18 protein-coding genes are annotated in these 19,299 nt (G+C 59.1%); 7 read left to right on the forward strand and 11 right to left on the reverse strand.

Translation table 11 applies throughout. The features are described from left to right. Positions 1-17 precede the first annotated feature (17 nt). The 6 genes from mtnA to ACP15L_RS06990 all read right to left on the reverse strand — a co-directional run bounded on the left by mtnA (position 18) and on the right by ACP15L_RS06990 (position 6,507). Positions 18-1,118 (reverse strand): S-methyl-5-thioribose-1-phosphate isomerase, encoded by a 1,101-nt coding sequence (gene mtnA, locus ACP15L_RS06965; RefSeq protein WP_425083620.1) that lies wholly within the window; start codon positions 1,116-1,118, stop codon positions 18-20. 105 nt (positions 1,119-1,223) lie between these two features. Further along, a complete protein-coding gene (locus tag ACP15L_RS06970; RefSeq protein ID WP_425083621.1) occupies positions 1,224-2,525 on the reverse strand; it encodes an NAD(P)/FAD-dependent oxidoreductase in 1,302 nt (433 codons plus the stop codon). Beyond that, a complete protein-coding gene (locus ACP15L_RS06975) occupies positions 2,522-3,340 on the reverse strand; it encodes an ABC transporter permease (RefSeq protein ID WP_425083622.1) in 819 nt (272 codons plus the stop codon). The genes ACP15L_RS06970 and ACP15L_RS06975 overlap by 4 nt, the downstream gene beginning before the upstream one ends. Then, positions 3,337-4,227 carry an ABC transporter permease subunit gene (locus ACP15L_RS06980; RefSeq protein WP_425083767.1) on the reverse strand — a complete coding sequence of 297 codons (891 nt, stop codon included), beginning with the start codon at positions 4,225-4,227 and terminating at the stop codon, positions 3,337-3,339. The genes ACP15L_RS06975 and ACP15L_RS06980 overlap by 4 nt, the downstream gene beginning before the upstream one ends. Then, a complete protein-coding gene (locus ACP15L_RS06985) occupies positions 4,227-5,354 on the reverse strand; it encodes an ABC transporter ATP-binding protein (RefSeq protein WP_425083623.1) in 1,128 nt (375 codons plus the stop codon). Before ACP15L_RS06985 ends, ACP15L_RS06980 begins: the two co-directional genes overlap by 1 nt. A 67-nt stretch (positions 5,355-5,421) precedes the next feature. After that, positions 5,422-6,507 carry a polyamine ABC transporter substrate-binding protein gene (locus tag ACP15L_RS06990; RefSeq protein ID WP_425083624.1) on the reverse strand — a complete coding sequence of 362 codons (1,086 nt, stop codon included), beginning with the start codon at positions 6,505-6,507 and terminating at the stop codon, positions 5,422-5,424. 142 nt (positions 6,508-6,649) lie between these two features. On the opposite strand from ACP15L_RS06990, the gene ACP15L_RS06995 reads away from it, so the two are divergent. Together ACP15L_RS06995 and ACP15L_RS07000 are read left to right on the forward strand one after the other, a co-directional pair. After that, a complete protein-coding gene (locus ACP15L_RS06995; protein ID WP_425083625.1) occupies positions 6,650-7,333 on the forward strand; it encodes a GntR family transcriptional regulator in 684 nt (227 codons plus the stop codon). Positions 7,334-7,408: 75 nt separating this feature from the next. Continuing rightward, positions 7,409-8,806 (forward strand): aspartate aminotransferase family protein, encoded by a 1,398-nt coding sequence (locus ACP15L_RS07000; protein ID WP_425083626.1) that lies wholly within the window; start codon positions 7,409-7,411, stop codon positions 8,804-8,806. A gap of 70 nt (positions 8,807-8,876) precedes the next feature. Here ACP15L_RS07000 and ACP15L_RS07005 read toward each other — a convergent pair whose 3' ends face one another. The 5 genes from ACP15L_RS07005 to ACP15L_RS07025 form a co-directional block, all read right to left on the reverse strand. Beyond that, on the reverse strand, positions 8,877-10,193 hold the full coding sequence (locus ACP15L_RS07005; RefSeq protein ID WP_425083627.1) for a lytic murein transglycosylase: 1,317 nt from the start codon (positions 10,191-10,193) through the stop codon (positions 8,877-8,879). Positions 10,194-10,279: 86 nt separating this feature from the next. After that, a complete protein-coding gene (gene nagA, locus ACP15L_RS07010; RefSeq protein WP_425083628.1) occupies positions 10,280-11,437 on the reverse strand; it encodes an N-acetylglucosamine-6-phosphate deacetylase in 1,158 nt (385 codons plus the stop codon). Next, positions 11,434-12,465: an SIS domain-containing protein gene (locus ACP15L_RS07015; RefSeq protein WP_425083629.1), complete on the reverse strand. Its 1,032-nt coding sequence runs from the start codon at positions 12,463-12,465 to the stop codon at positions 11,434-11,436. The genes nagA and ACP15L_RS07015 overlap by 4 nt, the downstream gene beginning before the upstream one ends. Positions 12,466-12,473: 8 nt before the next feature. After that, positions 12,474-13,238, reverse strand: a complete 765-nt coding sequence (locus ACP15L_RS07020) for a GntR family transcriptional regulator (protein WP_170666175.1) — start codon at positions 13,236-13,238, stop codon at positions 12,474-12,476. After that, a complete protein-coding gene (locus ACP15L_RS07025; RefSeq protein WP_425083630.1) occupies positions 13,238-14,125 on the reverse strand; it encodes a BadF/BadG/BcrA/BcrD ATPase family protein in 888 nt (295 codons plus the stop codon). Before ACP15L_RS07025 ends, ACP15L_RS07020 begins: the two co-directional genes overlap by 1 nt. 155 nt (positions 14,126-14,280) lie before the next feature. On the opposite strand from ACP15L_RS07025, the gene ACP15L_RS07030 reads away from it, so the two are divergent. From ACP15L_RS07030 to ACP15L_RS07050, 5 genes are all read left to right on the forward strand, one after another. After that, positions 14,281-15,162, forward strand: a complete 882-nt coding sequence (locus ACP15L_RS07030; RefSeq protein ID WP_425083631.1) for an N-acetylmuramic acid 6-phosphate etherase — start codon at positions 14,281-14,283, stop codon at positions 15,160-15,162. A 31-nt stretch (positions 15,163-15,193) separates the two neighbouring features. Beyond that, on the forward strand, positions 15,194-16,444 hold the full coding sequence (locus ACP15L_RS07035; protein WP_170690753.1) for an ABC transporter substrate-binding protein: 1,251 nt from the start codon (positions 15,194-15,196) through the stop codon (positions 16,442-16,444). Positions 16,445-16,508: 64 nt separating this feature from the next. Beyond that, positions 16,509-17,423 carry a carbohydrate ABC transporter permease gene (locus ACP15L_RS07040; protein ID WP_425083632.1) on the forward strand — a complete coding sequence of 305 codons (915 nt, stop codon included), beginning with the start codon at positions 16,509-16,511 and terminating at the stop codon, positions 17,421-17,423. Between the two features lie 10 nt (positions 17,424-17,433). Continuing rightward, a complete protein-coding gene (locus tag ACP15L_RS07045; protein ID WP_170375704.1) occupies positions 17,434-18,273 on the forward strand; it encodes a carbohydrate ABC transporter permease in 840 nt (279 codons plus the stop codon). Beyond that, positions 18,270-19,298, forward strand: coding sequence for a Gfo/Idh/MocA family protein (locus ACP15L_RS07050; protein ID WP_425083633.1), 1,029 nt, complete (start codon positions 18,270-18,272; stop codon positions 19,296-19,298). The genes ACP15L_RS07045 and ACP15L_RS07050 overlap by 4 nt, the downstream gene beginning before the upstream one ends. The last annotated feature ends 1 nt before the right edge of the window (position 19,299 follow it).

The following is a 19,299-nucleotide window of genomic DNA, read 5'->3' on the forward strand; positions in this document are numbered from 1 at the left end:
TCCTTGTCGTTCTGCGCTCAGGCGGCTTGGCCAACCTTTTCAGGGAACATGGCCGCCAGACCTTCGGCGCTGGCGTCGCATACGCCCCTCTCGGTGATCAAGCCGGTGACGAGACGGTTCGGCGTGACGTCAAAGGCCGGGTTACCTACATCCGAGCCATCAGGGACGACACAGACCTCTCCAATGCCGCCCTCCGTCATGCCGAACACATGCGAGATTTCGCGGTCCGGTCGGTCCTCGATTGGGATTTCGGCGACCCCGTCCCGAAGCGTCCAATCGATAGTGGGTGAGGGCAAGGCCACATAAAACGGCACGTTGTTGTCATGTGCGGCCAGGGCTTTCAGATAGGTGCCGATCTTGTTGCAGACATCGCCGGTTGAGGTTGTTCGATCCGTCCCAGTGATCACCAGATCGACCAGACCATGCTGCATCAAATGACCACCGGCATTGTCGACGATGTATTGATGGCTGATGCCATGTTCGCCCAGCTCCCAAGCAGTCAAGGCCCCCTGGTTCCGGGGTCGCGTTTCATCAACCCAGACATGGATCGGCAAGCCAGCGTTTTGCGCCTGATACATCGGGCTGGTCGCAGTGCCCCAGTCTACGGTGGCCAGCCACCCGGCATTGCAATGGGTCAGCAGGCGCACCGGCTCACCGGCGGGTTTGCGGGCGGCGATGTCGCGGATCAAAGCAAGCCCATGTTCTCCGATCCGGCGATTGATCTCGATATCCTCTTCGCAGATATCATCCGCCAGCGCCCAGGCCGCGGCGGCGCGTTGATCAATTGGCAGAGGCAGCAAGGCCTCCCGGCAGCGCTGCAACGCCCAGTTCAGGTTCACCGCCGTTGGCCGGGTCGCGTTCAGAACCGAAGCTGAATGTTCAAAACTCTGATCAGACGGGTCGCGGGACATCGCATCCGCCATACCATAGGCAGCGGTCGCCCCGATCAGAGGCGCGCCACGCACCCACATCTCGCGGATTGCGGCCTCAAACTCGGCCAGAGAGGACAAGGTGGCGATCCGGAAATCATGCGGCAGCCAGCGCTGGTCGATGATCCTGACCTCTCCGCTTTCAGCGTCGCGCCAGATCGAGTGGTAGTGAACACCGCCTATCTTCATCTTCTGCCCTCCGGTCGGGTTTCATGGGGTCTGCCACACGTTCCAGTATTTTCACGCAGGCCTCAAGCGCCGATGGGTTGTTTCCGCACGGCTTTTAGAAGCGGATTACAGATCGGCTAGTCCCATAGCGGCATAGGCGGGCGGCATCAGGGCACGCCGCCAACGACCCAATGGAAAGCGGCGGGCTGTCTCGGACATGACATTTGGCAATCCGCTGGTCTGACCCAGGGCCAACCGCGCCAGGGCCCGACCGCTATAGGTGCCCATGGCGACTCCGTTGCCATGATAGGCGAAGCCCGCGAACATCCCTGCCTGTCCCGGAACCGGCCCAACAAAAGGCACCAGATCGCGCGACATGCACACCATGCCCGACCAGATATGAGTGACGTCCACCTCGGACCACGCCGGAAACATGCGCTTGAAGTCGCGTTGCACCTGCATGCGGATCGCCGCCTCGGCTTTGGGTGAGGACTGCAGCCCGCCCCGCATGCCAAACAGGAACCGACCATCCGGCATCACGCGGAAGTAGTGCAAAAGATTACGCGTATCATATGACATCTGATCTGAGGTCCAACCCTGCGCCGCCTTCTCGACCTGTGTCAGAGGACGGGTGACAAGCACAGTGGATTGGGCAGGCATGTAACGCGCCGACATCCAGGACGGGATATCTTCGCTGGAGTACCCATTGGTGCAGACCAAGACCTTGTCGGCTCGGATTTGGCCTTTTGGTGTTTGAACAGCAAAGCCTGACGCGGTCTTCTCAATGCTCAGAACGGGGCTGTTCTGAAAAAACACTGCGCCTTGCGCCCGCGCGGCTTGGGTTAAGCCAAAAAGGTATTTCCGGGGGTTGAGGCCGAAGCCAACAGGAGTTGTGTACCCACCATGGAACGGCCCGTTCAGGCCTAGACCGAACAGGTCAGCAGCTTCATGCAGTATGCCGTTCTCATCGGCATTGCGCCTCAGCGCCTCCATCGCGCGGTGGGAATGGGCCAGTTGCGTCTCGCCTTTGGAGTGCCGATCCACGTCGATCCCGTAGCGGTCCAGAAGGCTTTCGACGAGTTGCACCGCGTCGCTTTCAGCCTCGGAATACGCTTGCGCCGCGACTTCTCCATAGCGACGACACATTGCCTTGTAGCTGAGTTTTGATCCACCCAAACAGCAGAACCCACCATTGCGTCCCGAAGCCCCCCAACCGGGTGTTTCGGCCTCACACACTGCGACAGACACGGCGGCATCCGCCAAATGCAATGCGGCTGAAGCTCCGGTGAAACCGCCGCCGATGACGGCTACATCAACCTGCAAATCACCCTGCTGTTCGGGCCAATCGGGGGCGGCAATAGTTTCGTCCCACCAGCACCCCTGCCTTGGCCCATCACCATAGGTGTAGTCTGGAAATATCCGTTTCATTCGGCGCGCATAGCGGCCATCTCATCCTGCTTTTGCCGCATCATGGCACGCTTGGTGACCAATGAGGCAGTGATGACGCCGATGGTCACAACAGCAATCATGAGGGTCGACAGCGCGTTAATCTCAGGGCTAACACCAAGCCGCACGGCCGAAAAGATTTTGATCGGCAAAGTCGTGGCAGACGGACCCGAAGTAAAGGACGCGATCACCAGATCATCCAGCGACAAGGTAAACGCCAACAGCCAGCCTGAGATAACCGCAGGAGCGATGATCGGCAGGGTCACCAGTCGAAACGCTTGCGCGGGCGAGCAGCCAAGGTCCAAGGCGGCCTCTTCCAGCGACTGGTCAAAGGTCACAAGGCGCGAGGAGACTACCACCGACACAAAGCACATCGAGAAGGTCGTATGGGCCAGAACGATGGTCAGAATCCCCCGGTCCAATCCGATGCCGATGAAGAGCAGCAAGAGCGACAGGCCGGTGATCACCTCGGGCATGACCAGCGGCGCGTAGATCATTCCCGAGAACAGGGTGCGGCCAAAGAAGCGCCCTCCGCGTACCAGGACATAGGCCGCGGCGGTACCCAGAATGGTTGCCAGCGTCGATGAGAACACGGCCACCCGGATCGTCACCCATGCCGCGTCCAGAAACGCTTCGTTCTGGGCCAGCTCTCCGTACCATTTGGTCGAGAACCCCGCCCAGACAGTCACCAGCTTGCTTTCATTGAAGCTGAAGATGATCAGGATGATCATCGGGATGTACAGGAACGCGAACCCCAGTGTCAGGGTAACCGTGTTGAACCAGCTTAACCTGTTCATTTCTCAGCCTCCGCCTGTTTCTGCTGGTTGCGCTGGAACAGCACAATCGGCACCACGAGGATCAGCAGCAGAACCACCGCCACCGCGCTTGCCACCGGCCAGTCACGGTTTGAGAAGAACTCCTCCCACAGGACCTTACCGATCATCAGGGTGCCCGAGCCGCCCAGAAGTGAGGGGATCACGAACTCACCGATCACCGGGATCATGACAAGGAAACAGCCCGCAATGATGCCGGGGCGCGACAAGGGGATCGTTACCAGCCAGAAGGCCTGGAGGCGCGAACACCCCAGATCCTCGGCGGCTTCGATCAGTGACTCATCCATGCGCTCCAACGACGAATAGATCGGCAGGATCATGAACGGCAGATAGGTGTAGACGATCCCGATATAGACAGCCGTATTGGTGTTCAGAATCGTCAGCGGGGTCGAGATGATACCCGTCCACAGCAAGAGCTGGTTAAGATACCCTTCGTTCGACAGGATCCCCATCCACGCGTAAACGCGGATCAGGAATGAGGTCCAGAACGGAAGGATCACCAGCATCATCAGTGTCGGTCGCCATTCGGCCGGCGCGCGCGCCATGCCATAGGCAATCGGGTATCCCACCAGCAACGTCAGAAAGGTTGAGATCACAGCGATCTTCAGGCTGGAGAGGTAGGCCTTCCAATACAGGTCATCCTCGGTCAGCCAGACGAAATTCTCAAAATCCAGCTGGCTGAAGAAATCCTTGATCCCGGCCCAACCCTGCGACAGGTCCAACGTCGGCGTGTAGGGCGGGATCGCCAGTTCCGTGTCCGAGAGTGATATTTTTAGGACAATGAAAAACGGCACCAAAAACAGCGCCAACAGCCAGACATAAGGAAGTGCGATCAGCAGCGCGCGGCGCATCAGCTTGCCAACAGGACCGCAGCCGTCGCTGTCCAGGACAGCCAGACCGGGTCTTCCCATGTGAATGACCGACGCGAGATGCGGCGAGTATTGGCCGTTTGCGCCTTGATGATCGTGCCGTTCGGCAGCTCGACATGATAGGTCGAGAGGTTGCCCAGATAAGCGATATCCAACACCTTGCCCTGCACGGCATTGATTGCCTCGGCAGGGCGGTCGGTTGAGATCGTCACCTTCTCGGGCCGGATCGCCAGATGGCAGGCCTGACCCTCCGAGAAGCCGTTCGCCGAGGTTGCCGTCAGCGGAGCCTGCCCTTCGGCCCAGTCGATCCGATAGGTTTGCTCACCATTCGCGGTGGCGTGGCCTTCGATGATATTCACGTCACCGATGAAATCCGCGACATAGACCGAGTTCGGGTTTTCATAGATGCGATCGGGCGTGGCGACCTGCATCAAACGACCTTGATCCATTACCGCCACGCGGCTGGCGACGGTCATGGCTTCCTCCTGATCGTGGGTAACGATCACAAAGGTTGTGCCGGTCTTCTCCTGAATATCCATCAGTTCGAACTGCGTATCCTGTCGCAGTTTCTTGTCCAACGCGCCCAGAGGCTCGTCCAACAGCAACAGCTTGGGCGCCTTCGCCAGCGACCGCGCCAGCGCGACCCGTTGCCGTTGACCGCCCGAGATCTGATGCGGCTTGCGACGAGCGAATTGCTCGAGCCGGGTCAGGCGCAGCATCTCTTCCACCCGGTCTTCAAGGTCATGCTTGGGCATGTTGTCCCGGCGCAAACCAAAGGCGATGTTTTCCCAGATGCTGAGATGCGGAAACAGCGCATAGGACTGGAACATCATGTTCACTGCGCGTTTGTTTGGCGGGATCGGGTCGATGTCCTGACCGCCCAGAATGATGTGCCCCTCGGTCGGCGTTTCGAACCCCGCCAGCATGCGCATCATCGTGGTCTTGCCGCAACCCGACGGACCGAGCAAGGCAAAGAATTCTTTCTCGAAAATGTCCAGAGACAGATTGTCTATGGCCGTGAAATCTCCAAACCGTTTGGTGACATTCTGGAATTGGATCAAGGGTTTCGCCTGCGGGTCATCCCACGGCGCAAAGACGTCAGAGTTCAAAACGGCCCCCGTTCGACAATCTGGAAGTGGGCGCAAGGCGATCCCCGCCGCCTTGCGCGAAATCGGATCAGGTGCCCGATTTGATCTTGGTCCACAGACGGGTCACAACCCGCTGCGTTTTCGAGTCATAGGGCGACTTAGTATATAGATTGCTCATCGTTTCCTCCGTCGGATAAATCGCCGGATCGCCGATTACATCTTCCAATAGAAACTCTTGTGACGCCTTGTTGCCGTTGGCGTAGTACACATAGTTCGAGGCCGTCGCCATGTTTTGCGCATCCATTATGAAGTTAAGGAATTGATGCGCACCGTCTGGATTTGGAGAATCCGCTGGAATTAGCATCTGGTCCGACCACATTAGCGAACCTTCGGCGAAAGGATTGTAGGCGATTTCAACTCCGTTTTCTGCCTCAATAGCTCGATCGCGAGATTGTAAAACGTCGCCCGACCAACCGACTGCCACGCAGATTTCACCATTGGCCAAGGCGTTGACATATTCCGAACTGTGGAATTTCTGAATATGTGGGCGCACCGCCAACAATGGTGCTTCGGCCTTCGCTATGACATCTGGATCGGAACTATCGGGATCCTCACCCAAGTACTGTAGGACCATTGGAATTATTTCAGTAGGGGCATCCAAAAAATGCACACCACATGACGCCAGTTTTTCCATATTTTCAGGCTTCAGCACGAGGTCCATCGTGTCCAACGGAAAATCGTCGCCTAATACCTCTTTGACCTTGTTGACATTGAGGCCCAGTCCGGTGGTCCCCCACATATAGTTTATCGAGTACTCATTGCCGGGATCATATCTGGACGTCCTTTCTTCGATGACGTCCCACATGTTGGCCAAATTAGGCAATTTGGACTTGTCTAGTTTCTGGTAAACACCAGCCTGAATCTGCCTTTGCATGAAGTCCGCAGTAGGTACGACAACGTCATACCCTGAACCTCCAGCCAGCATCTTGGTTTCAAGAACCTCGTTGCTGTCGAACACGTCGTAGATCAGGGTCAACCCTGTCTCTTCCTCGAACTTTGTTAGAAGCTCCTCGTCGATATAGTCCGACCAGTTATAGACTCGCACCTCTTCGGCGAAGGCCGCCGAAGTCCCCAATGCGAGAATCGCTGTCAGTGTCAGCGTCTTGAACATCATTTTTGTTCTCCCTGCGATTATGGTGGGTATTGTCCCGTTTTTTTGGATTTGATCAAGTTTTGCGTTTTTCGACTTTCTGAACTATGGTTCCAAAAGGTCAACAGCCCGGCAAGTCGGCACCCATCGAGACAAGGCAAACCAATTGGATTTGATCAAAAATAAGGCACCAAAGCCCAATATTGACGCCGGGAAACGGCCCGCGCATGAACAGGTCTACCACACCCTGAAATCCATGATCATGTTCGGCGAGCTGGTCCCAGGTCAGCCCGTCACCATTCAGGGCCTGACTGATTCGCTCGGCGTCGGCATGACCCCCGTGCGTGAGGCGATTCGACGTCTGATCTCGGACGGCGCATTGGTGTTTCAGGGCAATCGCAGGGTCAGTGTGCCCCTGTTGTCCAGCGGTGATGTTGAGCAAGTGATCTTCGCCAGAATTGCCATAGAATCAGAGCTTTCAAGGCGGTCCACCGCCAAAATGTCCGCCAGCGACATTGATCAACTGGAATCTATCGACCAGCAATTGGACCAGATGATCGCGGATGGTGACGTTAATGGCTACCTGCATCTCAACCACAGATTCCACGAAACGCTATATGCACATGCCGATGCGCCCGTTCTGAGCGATCTGGCCGAGCGTCTGTGGCTCCGATTCGGGCCATCCTTGCGTGTGGTCTGCGGCCGCTTCGGCACTCAAAGCCTGCCTGATCGCCACAAGGACATCATCAAAGGACTGCGCGCCGGGGACGCGGAAAAAGTGGCCAAAGCGACCGCTCAGGATATCGAGCAAGGCATGGAGCTGATGATCGAGTCTGCCTCGGACATCTAGAAAACACCGATTCGATTGACAGGAAATAATTTGATCATATTGTGACTCGCAACCACCGTTGCAGGAGTCTTTCGGATGTCCACGATCACAAACCACATGCCCACCGCCGAATTGCAGGCGCTGGATGCCGCCCACCACATGCACCCGTTCTCCGCCAACGGAGCGCTGGGGAAAGAGGGCGCGCGCGTTATAACCCGCGCCAATGGCGTCTATCTGACAGACAGCGAAGGCGAACAGATCCTGGATGCGATGGCCGGCCTGTGGTGCGTGAATATCGGCTACGGACGTGATGAGCTGGCTGACGCCGCCGCGCGCCAAATGCGCGAGCTTCCGTACTACAACACCTTCTTCAAAACGACCCACGTGCCCGCAATTGCCCTGGCCAACAAACTGGCCGAGCTTGCCCCGGGCGATCTGAACCATGTGTTCTTCGCAGCTGGCGGGTCCGAGGCGAACGACACCAACATCCGTCTCGTGCGCACTTATTGGGCCGAGAAAGGCCAGCCCGACAAGAACATAATCATCAGCCGGCACAATGCCTATCATGGCTCGTCAGTGGGCTCTGCCTCACTGGGCGGTATGGCCGGAATGCACGCGCAGGGCGGGATTCCGATCCCGAACATCCACCATATCAATCAACCCAACTGGTGGGCTGAAGGCGGTGACATGTCGCCCGAAGAGTTCGGCCTCGCCCGCGCACGCGAGTTGGAGGACGCCATCCAGGAACTCGGCGAAGATCGCGTCGCGGCCTTCATCGCCGAGCCCGTGCAAGGCGCAGGCGGCGTGATCGTTGCGCCCGATACCTACTGGCCCGAAATCCAGCGCATTTGCGACAAATACGATATCCTGCTGATCGCCGATGAAGTAATCTGTGGCTTTGGCCGCACCGGCAACTGGTTCGGATCGCAGACCGTCGGCATCAAGCCGCATATCATGACCATCGCCAAGGGCCTCAGCTCGGGCTACGCGCCTATCGGAGGCTCCATCGTCAATGACGAGATCGCCGAGGTGATCGGCGGCACGGAATTCAACCACGGCTACACCTATTCCGGCCACCCGGTCGCGGCTGCTGTTGCTCTGGAAAACCTGCGCATCCTCGAAGAGGAAAAGATCGTCGAGCATGTCCGCGACGTAGCCGCCCCCTACCTGAAACAGAAATGGGAGGCGCTGGCCGATCACCCGCTGGTGGGCGAGGCCAAGATCGTCGGCATGATGGCGTCGATCGCGCTTACCCCCGACAAAGCCAGCCGCGCCAAATTCGCCTCGGCCCCCGGCACGGTGGGCTATATCTGCCGCGACCGCTGCTTTGCCAACAACCTGATCATGCGGCATGTGGGCGACCGGATGATCATCTCTCCGCCTCTGATCCTGACCCCAGCGGATATCGACGAAATGTTCGTGCGCATCCACAAGTCCCTGGACGAAGCCCAAGCTGAGATCATAGCGCAGGGCCTGATGAAAGCGGCCTCCTGATCCGCTCTTCATCTGGCTGAAAATATCCCGGGGGAGACGCCGATAGGCGGCGGGGGCAGAGCCCCCCCCTCTACCTCAACCGCTCAAGCAAACGAATGGACGCGTAGCCATCTGGCAGTAGTCCTTGCGCCAGTTGATAGGCCCGCACTGCATTCACCGTATTCGGCCCGGTACGCCCGTCTATGCCCTGAGTATCGAACCCGGCCTGCGTCAACCGCGTTTGCAATTCCTTTTTCTCGGTAAAACTCAGCACCCGGTCGCCACGCGGCCAACTGGCCTGAAACGGAGCATCTCCACTCAGGCGGTCTGACAAATGGCCGATCCCGATTACATAGGCATCCGCACCGTTATACGCCTCAATCACGCTGAAATTGTCGAAGATCATCAGCGCTACACCCTGCCCGCCCGCAGGCAGCAAGATCGCAGCCCGACCATGATCGCGCACCGGTTTGCCATCCAGCCCGACCACACCACGCGCCGCCCAGTCAGACGGCATCAGAGTGTAATCCCGCTTGGCCGTCGCATAGTCGAACCCCTCGGGCAGTTGCACCTCAACACCCCAGGGTTGCCCTTTGGTCCACCCATGCCGGGCCAGATAGGCGGCGGCCGAGGCCAGCGCGTCTGTCGGATCCTCAGACCAGATATCACGCCGACCGTCGCCATCGAAATCAACCGCGTGATCCAGATACGAGGTCGGCATGAATTGCGTATGCCCCATGGCGCCAGCCCAGCTGCCCACCATGCGACCCGCACTTACATCCCCGGCCTGAATGATCCGCAAGGCGGCAATCAACTGGGTCTCGAAAAACGAAGCGCGACGGGCATCAAAGGCCAATGTCGCCAGTGAGCGGATCGTCTGATTGGTGCCACGATAGGAGCCAAAGGAAGTCTCAAGGCCCCAAATGGCGGTCACGACCTCTTTTTCAACGCCATATTGCGCCTCGATCTGGCGAAGGACTTTCCGATGCCGGTCCAAACCCGCGCGACCATTTAAGATGCGTGTGTCCGAGACAGCCGCGTCCAGATATTCCCAGATCGGCTTTGAAAATTCGGCCTGATTGCGATCCCGTTTGATAACCTTTTGATCATAACTCAGCCCGGCCAGTGCCTGATCCAAGGTCTGCTGAGTGATCCCCTGCTCCACCGCCCGCCGCTGAAACGCGCCGAGCCATGCCTGAAAGCGGGCATTGCCTTCTACCGACACCCGAACGGCCTCAGCCGGGGGTCGCGGCACCGGCCGGAGGGAGACCACCACATCCGCCGAGGCCAATTGTATCGTATTGTCCAAAAGTCGATTTTCTGACCCTTGAGAAGTTTCTGCTGAACCTGCCTGCATCATGGATGCCCACAATGCGGCGGTCATGACGCCGCCTATGCATTTACGCATTCCGTTTTTTCCTGATTACTGCTCTGGCGCAGAATAGCGCAAAATGGGCGGTTTTCAAAGCACGCAGACCGGTTCTGCCGATAGGGTCATCCGAGGATTTTCTGGCCGTTCTGCCAGACGGCCAGCAGATCCCCCTCAGGGCCGATATGCAAGACATGTGCCAGCGCGCCTTTGACCAGACGTCCGATCTGGCGATTGCCGATCAAGTTCGCGGGCACAAGGCTGGCCATCTGCAGGGCCTTAGCAAACGGCACATCGACCTGCGTGGTAAGATTCCGCGCCGCCTGCAACAATTCCAGATGCGCGCCGGCCAATGTTCCGTCGGCCAGCGTTAGCCGGTTGTCCTCCCGGTGGATTTCACGGCCGTTGAGCTCAAACACGCGGATATCCGACCCTGCCGTCGCCATGGCATCGCTGACCAGAAAAATCTCACCCGGCCCCTGCTTGGCGTTCAATGCATTGCGGATCATGGCAGGATGCACATGGATCATATCCGCGATCAATCCCGCCGAGAATTCCCCCTCGGCCAATGCCGCGCCAACGGTTCCCGGCGCGCGTCCTTGCATCTGGCTTTGCGCGTTGAACAAATGCGTCACACAGCGCGCACCGGCCTTGGCGGCAGCAACGCAAACCTCATAGCTGGCGTCCGTGTGCCCCAAGGCGACCAATACACCTGCCGCCGTCAGCGTTTCAATCTGGGCGCTTGTGACGCTTTCTGGTGCCAGCGTCACTTTAAGCACCGGCAATTGGGCGGCGGCCTCAAGCAGGACCGCGACGTCCGCATCTTCCATCAGTCGGATGAAGGCAGCGTCATGCGCGCCTTTGCGGGAGACGGCCAGATGCGGGCCTTCCAGATGTAGGCCAACGATCCCCGGAACGCCTTGCCGCACGGCCTCAATCGCGGCCGAGATGGCGTTTGCAGTGACCTCGGGCGAATCCGTGATCAAGGTCGGCAGGATCGAGGTCGCCCCGATCTGCGCATGAGCCCCAGCCATGATCTGCAGCGCGGCAACATCCGGCTGGTTGTTGAACATCACCCCACCGCCGCCATTGACCTGCAGATCAACGAAACCCGGCGCGAGAAGTCCACCCTCCAGCGTGATTGGCACATGCCCAGAGCCAAGTTCCGACATGGGAACGACGCCATCAACCCGCCCACCCCGATGCAACAGCGCGTGGTCTTTCACGATGCCGTCCGGCGTCAAAATATCCGCTCCGATGAGGGCGTGGGCTGCCTCAGTCATACCGTCTCCGTCACCTTCTTGAGGTGCCGGGGGGCATCCGGGTCAATGCCGCGCGAGGCGGCGAAAACCTCGACCATGGAATAGAACGAAACGATCAGGCTCAGCGCGTCGGTCAGCGGGTGTAGCGTGCGGACATGTTCGACCGGTGACGCAGATTTGACCTTGGTCGTAGTGGCAAAAACGCGGGCCCCTTTGGCGCTGATCGCATCGGCGACTTCGGACAGCGCGGATTCCGCAGCATCGGCAGTAGCAAAGCTGAAGACAGGAAACCCTTCTTCGACAATCGAGACCGGCCCATGCAGCACTTCGGCCGAAGAATAGCTTTCGGCATGCAACTGGCAGGTCTCTTTGAACTTCAACGCGGCCTCGTTGGACATGGCGAGCACCTGCCCGCGCCCCAAGGTGAACAGCGACGGGTTCGCCCCAATCGCAGCCCGTACCTCGGGCCAGTCGATACGCGCAGCCTCCGCCAGCCGTTCTGGCAAATCGCGAATGGCCGCCAAAAGCGCCTCGTCCCGCGCCCATTCAGCCAAGACCCAAAGGCCCGCTACGGCCGAGGACACAAATGTCTTGGTCGCGGCCACACTCAGTTCCGGGCCCGCCTGAATATCAATCGTATGGGCGCAGGATGCCGCCAGCGGAGAGGCCGCGTCATTGGTCAGCCCGATGGTCAGCGCGCCATCACGATCCGCGCTGCGAACCATCGCCAGGATATCCGGGCTTTGACCGGACTGGGACACGGCCAGACAAAGGCTGTTTTGCAGCCGGAGCGGCGCGTTGTAGATCGACGCGACAGAAGGGCCGACCGAGGCCACCGGCAGGCCCAACAGGATTTCCGACGCGTATTTGAGATAGGTGCAGACGTGATCTGAAGACCCCCGCGCCACGCTCGTCAGAAAGGCGGGATCAAGGGTCCGGGCGACCTCGGCGGTGGACGCGATGTCCTTTTGACCCCGGCTGAGCAGCCGTTCGACCGCGTCGGGTATCTCATCGATTTCCCGGCGCATCCGGGTGATCTGCTGTTGCATGTGCTTTCCTAGCTGTTTGCAAGGCGCAGTTCGGCCACGAAATCGTAGGCATCACCGCGATAGACAGAGCGGGTGAATTCCACCACCCGTCGATTGGACAGGAACGAGGTCCGCACGATCCGCAGCCCGGCCACGCCTGGCTCGACCCCCAGAACGGCGGCATCGTTGGCCTCAAGGTTGATGGCTGAAATTCGCTGCATGGCGCGTACCGGGCGGTTGCCGTCGCGTTCCAGCACTTCATAGAGCGAGGATGTTACGCCTTCTGGATGCGGCAGGATATCGACCGGCAAGGCCGCGTGCTCAATCGCCATCGGCCGGTCATTGGCCATGCGCAGCCGAGACAGCCGCGCTACCTCTTCGCCCGAGGACAGGGCCAGCGCCATGACCTCTTCAGGTGAGGGTGTGTGGATGCCACGGTCCAGCCACTCGCTGGTCGAATCCAGCCCCCGACGGGTCATGTCTTCGGTAAAAGAGGTCAGCAGAGACAGCGATTGTTCGACCCGAGGCGTTCCGTCCGCCACGAAACTGCCCGAGCCCTGACGCTGCACGATGATGCCACGCTCGACCAAATCCTGCAGCGCGCGCCGGACGGTAACACGGGACAGGCCGGTCAGATGGGCCATCTCACGCTCGCCAGGTAGCGGGGCGCTTTCGGCCAGAACACCGGCCTCGATGCTTTGTTCAAGTCGCTTGCGCAACCGCACGTAAAGAGGGCCTGTGGCCTCCTGTAGCCAGTCGGCAGATTTCAGGAATGTCTCGATAGTGTCGCTCATCAGCCCGCCCCTACCTTTGCCCGCTCGGCCAGGTGACGCGCCAGGATCAGGGCACCGTCAAGCGGCGAGCCCTTGGCCTCGGTCATGCAGGCCTGCATGTGAAGCGGCAGATAGTCTGCGTAATGCGGTGCGACCCCGCCGATCATGCAAACGGGCGATTCGTCGGTGTGACCAAGTGCACGCAGCCCTTGCGCCAGATAGTCGGCCCCGCCTTGCATCAGTTCCTGCGCCACGGGATCGCCACCAGCCGCAGCCACGATGATCTCGGGGGCGAGGCCTGCGAAATCCGAGGGATTCGCCTGGCCAACAAACGCAACGATTTGCATGGGATCGTCGTCATATTCCGCGCTGATTTTTCGGGTCAGCGCGCTGTGCGGTTGAATGCCGTCCATCGCCAATAGAACGCGTTGCAGCAGCTGAACGCCTAACCAGTTGCCCGAGGCCTGATCGCCGATCAAAGCTCCGTAGCCGCCAATAAACTGCGTTCGCCCATCGGCCTGACGGGCCAGAAAGGATCCCGTTCCAACGCCGATCACAGAACCGTCCTGCGCGCCCAACGCGCCCACAACCGCCGATCTGCGATCATCTTCGACCTCGACTATCCGCGAGGGAAGGCTGCGCGCAACCTCCGACGCCGCAACGGCATCCGTCACCCCAGCCAGTCCCGCGTAGGTCGGAATCTCGGCCAGATGCGCTCGGGGCAATTGCGCCTTATCGGCCAAAGCCTGCAGCCCCTCATCGAGGGTGCGCAGCGCTTTCTGACGATCCGAGAAGGCATTGGCACTACCCAATGTCACCTCGACCCGACCGTCAGGTGTGACCATCGCGAACCGGCATTTTGTGCCACCGCCGTCGATTGCAATCAGGTATTGGAAGGACTCATCCATATAGATACCTTTAGGATACCTTTTGCCGAAAAAAAAGACCTCAGCTTATAGAAACTGAGAATTGCCGGCCAAATCGGGGGTTTTAGCATATTTTTCCAAGGAGAGGTAGACAAAAGGTATTATATAGGTATTACTCTCATCTGGGGAGGAATCAAATGCTGCCGCAAACGGAAATGCTGCGCGACGAGGTCGAAGGGCTTGACCTGCGGCCAGATGTCGACATCCTTGACTATCTGCTTGAGGCGCAGAAGGCAGCATTGGGTGGGCTTGACGGTTGCTTGGATGCCCTCTCAGAGGGGGCTGCTATTCTTACGGATACGGTGCGTCAGGGCGGCAAGATTTACTACGCTGCGGCCGGTTCCTCGGGCCTGATGGGGCTGGCGGACGGTGCTGAATTATCCGGAACCTTTGGCCTTTCGCCTGAGTCCATGGCGATCTGCATGGCAGGCGGGGTGCCACAGGGCGCGGCGATGCCCGGTCATACAGAAGATGATGAAACTGCGGCGCAAACTGTGGCGGCCAAGGTACAACCGAGTGACGCTGTAATCGCCCTTTCCGCCAGTGGCAGCACGCCCTATGCCGTCGAATTCGCCCGTCATGCGCGCGCGCAGGGTGCCAAGGTCATCGGGATCGCCAACAACGCAGAGGCCCCGCTGTTCGACTACGTGGATTGCGCCGTTCACCTGAACACGCCACCCGAACCCATCGCTGGCTCAACGCGCCTTGGGGCCGCGACGGCGCAGAAAGTGGCTCTGAATATGATGTCCACGCTGATGGGCATTCGCCTTGGCCACGTCCATGACGGGATGATGATCAACGTCATCGCCGACAACCATAAACTGCGGCAACGCGCCGAAGGGATCGTTGGAAAAATCGCCGGGGTTTCGGCAGAGCAGGCCAGTGCTGCGCTTACGCAGGCGTCCGGTAACGTGAAACAGGCAATCTTGCTGGCCGCGGGCGCCGACAGCCCGGACCGGGCCGAGGCGCTTTTGGCGCAATCTGATGGCCACCTGCGCCCAGCGCTAAAACAACTTTAAAACCAAACAAAATATCAAGGGAGAAAAGACCATGAAGAAGATATCACTAAGCGCCGTTTTGCTGGCGTCGTCGGCCCTTGCAGGCGCCGCCTATGCCGAAACGGTTCTGACTATCGAAAGCTGGCGCAATGACGATCTGGCGCTGTGGCAGGAAAAGATCATCCCTGCGTTTGAGGCGCAGAACCCGGATATCAAAATCCGATTCACGCCCTCGGCCCCTGCAGAATACAACGCGGCCCTGAACGCCAAACTGGATGCCGGGTCGGCCGGAGACCTGATCACCTGCCGTCCGTTCGATACCTCGCTTGGTCTTTATGAGGCCGGTCACCTGACGGATCTGTCCGATTTGGGCGGCATGGCCAATTTCTCGGACGTGGCAAAATCTGCGTGGCAGACCGATGACGGCGCGGCGACCTTCTGCGTTCCCATGGCCTCGGTGATCCATGGATTTATCTACAACAAGGACGCCTTCAACGAGCTGGGTATCGAAGTCCCGACAACCGAGGCTGAGTTCTTCGCTGCGCTCGACAAGATCAAAGAGGACGGCACCTATATTCCAATGGCCATGGGCACCAATGACCAGTGGGAAGCGGCCACCATGGGCTACAATAATATCGGCCCGAACTATTGGAAAGGTGAAGAGGGGCGTCTGGCTCTGATCGAAGGCTCACAGAAGCTGACGGATGAGGCATGGGTCGCTCCCTATCGCCAATTGGCGAAATGGGGTGAGTACATGGGCGACGGGTTCGAAGCCCAGACTTATCCGGACAGCCAGAACCTGTTCACTCTGGGCCGCGCAGCCGTCTATCCCGCTGGCAGCTGGGAGATCAGCGGTTTCAACAATCTGGCCGATTTCGAAATGGGTGCGTTTAAGCCTCCCGTCCAGAATGCAGGTGATGAGTGCTATATCTCGGACCACACCGACATCGCCATCGGCCTGAACGCCGCGTCACCCAACGCAGAGGCCGCGCGCACCTTCCTGGATTGGGTCGGCTCGGAAGAGTTCGCGACCATCTACGCCAATGCCCTGCCAGGCTTCTTCTCGCTGTCGAGCTTTGACGTGGCGATGGACGACCCGCTGGCGCAGGAGTTCGTAAGCTGGCGTGGCGAGTGTGGCTCAACTATCCGCTCGACCTACCAGATCCTGTCGCGCGGCACGCCGAACCTTGAGAACGAGACGTGGAATGCCTCGGCTCAGGTCATCAAGGGCGAAGAAAGCCCCGAAGACGCCGGTCAGCGCCTGCAGGATGGCCTCGCCTCCTGGTACGCACCGCACCAATAACCACTCACGAAACCAACGGGTCCGGCCTTCGGGCCGGACCCACCCAGAACAGTCGAGGCATAAGATGGGCAACAGCCGGATCAAATGGCACATAGTGGTGTTCCTTGCGCCCGCCGTGCTGGTTTACACTGCCGTGATGATCCTGCCGCTTTTCAACACGCTGCGGCTGGCGCTTTTTACCGAGGTCGATCAATCCCGCGTCTTTGTCGGGCTGGACAATTTCCGTACCCTGTTCGGCGATCCCTTATGGTCGGATGCGTTCTGGAATGCGTTAGGTAACAACTTCTGGTTTTTCTTCATTCACATGCTGGTGCAGAACCCGATCGGCATCGCTCTGGCCGCCATGCTCAGCCACCCGCGGCTGAGGTTTGCCGCTTTCTACCGCTCGGCCATCTTCATTCCGACAATCCTGTCTTTCGTGATCGTTGGCTTTGCCTGGAAACTGATCCTCTCGCCGATCTGGGGCATTGCGCCGGACATGCTGGCCGCTGTTGGCCTGAAATCCCTCTATGCTCCGTGGTTGGGGAAAGAGGAATATGCCCTGACCACCCTGGCGCTTGTGTCGGTCTGGCAGTTTGTCGGCATCCCGATGATGCTGATCTATGCCGCCCTGCTGTCGATCCCCGAAGAAATCCTTGAGGCCGCCGAGGTCGAAGGCATCACCGGTATGGCCGCCTTCTGGAAGATCAAACTGCCGCTGATCCTGCCGTCTATCGGCATCATCTCGATCCTGACCTTCGTGGGGAATTTCAACGCGTTTGACCTGATCTATGCCGCGCAAGGCGCACTGGCCGGCCCCGATTTCTCAACGGATATTCTGGGCACCTTCATGTACCGCACCTTCTTCGGGTTCCAGTTGCAGCTGGGCGATCCGCATATGGGCTCGGCCATTGCGACGGGGATGTTTGCGATCATCCTAACCGGCGTCTGCGTCTATCTGTTCCTGATCCAGACCCGCATCCGCCGGTATCAGTTCTGAGGGTGGCAAGATGAACAAAGCCCGCAGAAACCCGTTCAATATCGCCGCCATGCATGGCGCGCTGATCCTGTACACCCTGATCGCGCTGTTCCCGGTCTTCGTGATCGTGATCAACAGCTTCAAATCCCGCAAAGCGATCTTTCGTGAGCCGCTGGCCCTGCCCGATGCCGAGACATTCTCGATGATCGGCTATCAGACAGTGATGAAACAGGGGGATTTCTTCCTCTACTTCCAGAACTCGATGATCGTCACGGTGGTGTCGCTGTTCTTCATCCTGCTGTTCGGCGCAATGGCCGCCTTTGCGCTGAGCGAGTACCGCTTTCGCGGCAATACCCTGATGGGCCTCTATCTGGCCTTGGGCATCATGATCCCGATCCGCATCGGCACCGTTGCCATCCTTGAGATGATGGTCGCAACCGGGCTGGTGAACACGCTGATGGCGCTGATCTTGGTCTATACCGCGCAGGGTCTGCCTCTGGCCGTCTTTATCCTGTCCGAGTTCATGCGGCAGGTCAGCGACGATCTGAAAAACGCGGGTCGCATTGATGGCCTCAGCGAATACACAATCTTCTTCCGTCTGGTTCTGCCGCTTGTGCGCCCAGCCATGGCAACAGTTGCCGTGTTCAACATGATCCCGATCTGGAACGATCTGTGGTTCCCGCTGATCCTGGCCCCGGCCGAGGAAACCAAGACGCTCACACTGGGCAGTCAGGTCTTCATCGGGCAGTTTGTCACCGACTGGAACGCGGTTCTGTCCGCGCTCAGCATGGCGATCCTGCCGGTCATGGTTCTCTATGTCATCTTCTCGCGGCAATTGATCCGCGGCATCACTTCGGGGGCGGTCAAATGATCCGAGTCCTTATCGCAGGTCTGGGCAATATGGGCCTCAGCCACGCGCTGGCGCATCACCATCATCCCGACGCGCAGATTGTCGGGTTGGTCAATCGCTCGGGCCAGGTCGACCAGTCCGAATTGCAGGGTTATCCCGCCTTCTCGGACTTCCACACCGCTCTGGCAGAGACCGCACCTGATCTGGTGGTCATCGCGACCTATTCCGACAGTCACGCCGACTATGCCTGCGCCGCGATGGAGGCTGGCGCGCATGTGTTTGTCGAGAAACCTCTGGCCACCACGGTCGAGGATGCGCGCCGCGTTGTCGCCAAAGCGGTCGAAACGGGGCGCAAGCTGGTGATCGGCTATATCCTGCGCCACCACCCCTCGTGGATGCGTTTGATCACTGAGGCGCGAGGCTTGGGCGGCCCTTACGTGTTCCGCCTGAACCTGAACCAGCAATCCACCGGCCCGACTTGGGAGACGCATAAGGCGCTGATGCAGACCACCTCGCCCATCGTCGATTGTGGCGTGCACTACGTGGATGTGATGTGCCAGATCACCGACGCCCTGCCCGTTCGGGTCAACGGCATGGGCCTGCGCCTATCGGACGAGATCGCACCGGATATGTATAATTACGGCCAGTTCCAGGTGGTGTTCGAGGACGGCTCAGTCGGCTGGTACGAGGCCGGATGGGGCCCGATGATGTCCGAAACCGCGTTCTTCGTGAAAGACATCATCTCGCCCAATGGCGCCGTTTCGATCACCGAGGGCAACAAAGGCGCTTCGGACGAAGTGGACGGGCACACCAAAGTGGGCGGCATTCTAGTACATCGCCCGGATCGGGACACTCTGATCGAAATGGACGGCGAACCGGGCCATCAGGAGCTGTGCGATGCAGAGCAAGCCTACATGCTGCGCGTCATCGCCGAGAATATCGACCTGACCCGCCACATGAGCGACGCGGTGCAATCCCTGCGGATCTGCTTGGCGGCTGATGAAAGCATTAGAACCGGGCAACCGGTTGACCTGAAGGAGGCGTGAC

This window comes from Ruegeria profundi (assembly GCF_049800715.1).
Lineage (GTDB): Bacteria > Pseudomonadota > Alphaproteobacteria > Rhodobacterales > Rhodobacteraceae > Ruegeria > Ruegeria profundi_A.

Coding starts and splice junctions, on each gene's coding strand:
- ACP15L_RS06980 (WP_425083767.1), bottom strand. CDS start 4,227: ATGCGCCGCGCGCTGCTGATCGCACTTCCTTATGTCTGGCTGTTGGCG.
- ACP15L_RS07015 (WP_425083629.1), bottom strand. CDS start 12,465: ATGCAACAGCAGATCACCCGGATGCGCCGGGAAATCGATGAGATACCC.
- ACP15L_RS07020 (WP_170666175.1), bottom strand. CDS start 13,238: ATGAGCGACACTATCGAGACATTCCTGAAATCTGCCGACTGGCTACAG.
- ACP15L_RS06990 (WP_425083624.1), bottom strand. CDS start 6,507: ATGATGTTCAAGACGCTGACACTGACAGCGATTCTCGCATTGGGGACT.
- ACP15L_RS07025 (WP_425083630.1), bottom strand. CDS start 14,125: ATGGATGAGTCCTTCCAATACCTGATTGCAATCGACGGCGGTGGCACA.
- ACP15L_RS06975 (WP_425083622.1), bottom strand. CDS start 3,340: ATGAACAGGTTAAGCTGGTTCAACACGGTTACCCTGACACTGGGGTTC.
- ACP15L_RS07045 (WP_170375704.1), top strand. CDS start 17,434: ATGAACAAAGCCCGCAGAAACCCGTTCAATATCGCCGCCATGCATGGC.
- ACP15L_RS07030 (WP_425083631.1), top strand. CDS start 14,281: ATGCTGCCGCAAACGGAAATGCTGCGCGACGAGGTCGAAGGGCTTGAC.
- ACP15L_RS07050 (WP_425083633.1), top strand. CDS start 18,270: ATGATCCGAGTCCTTATCGCAGGTCTGGGCAATATGGGCCTCAGCCAC.
- ACP15L_RS06970 (WP_425083621.1), bottom strand. CDS start 2,525: ATGAAACGGATATTTCCAGACTACACCTATGGTGATGGGCCAAGGCAG.
- ACP15L_RS07005 (WP_425083627.1), bottom strand. CDS start 10,193: ATGCGTAAATGCATAGGCGGCGTCATGACCGCCGCATTGTGGGCATCC.
- nagA (WP_425083628.1), bottom strand. CDS start 11,437: ATGACTGAGGCAGCCCACGCCCTCATCGGAGCGGATATTTTGACGCCG.
- ACP15L_RS07040 (WP_425083632.1), top strand. CDS start 16,509: ATGGGCAACAGCCGGATCAAATGGCACATAGTGGTGTTCCTTGCGCCC.
- ACP15L_RS07000 (WP_425083626.1), top strand. CDS start 7,409: ATGTCCACGATCACAAACCACATGCCCACCGCCGAATTGCAGGCGCTG.
- ACP15L_RS07035 (WP_170690753.1), top strand. CDS start 15,194: ATGAAGAAGATATCACTAAGCGCCGTTTTGCTGGCGTCGTCGGCCCTT.
- mtnA (WP_425083620.1), bottom strand. CDS start 1,118: ATGAAGATAGGCGGTGTTCACTACCACTCGATCTGGCGCGACGCTGAA.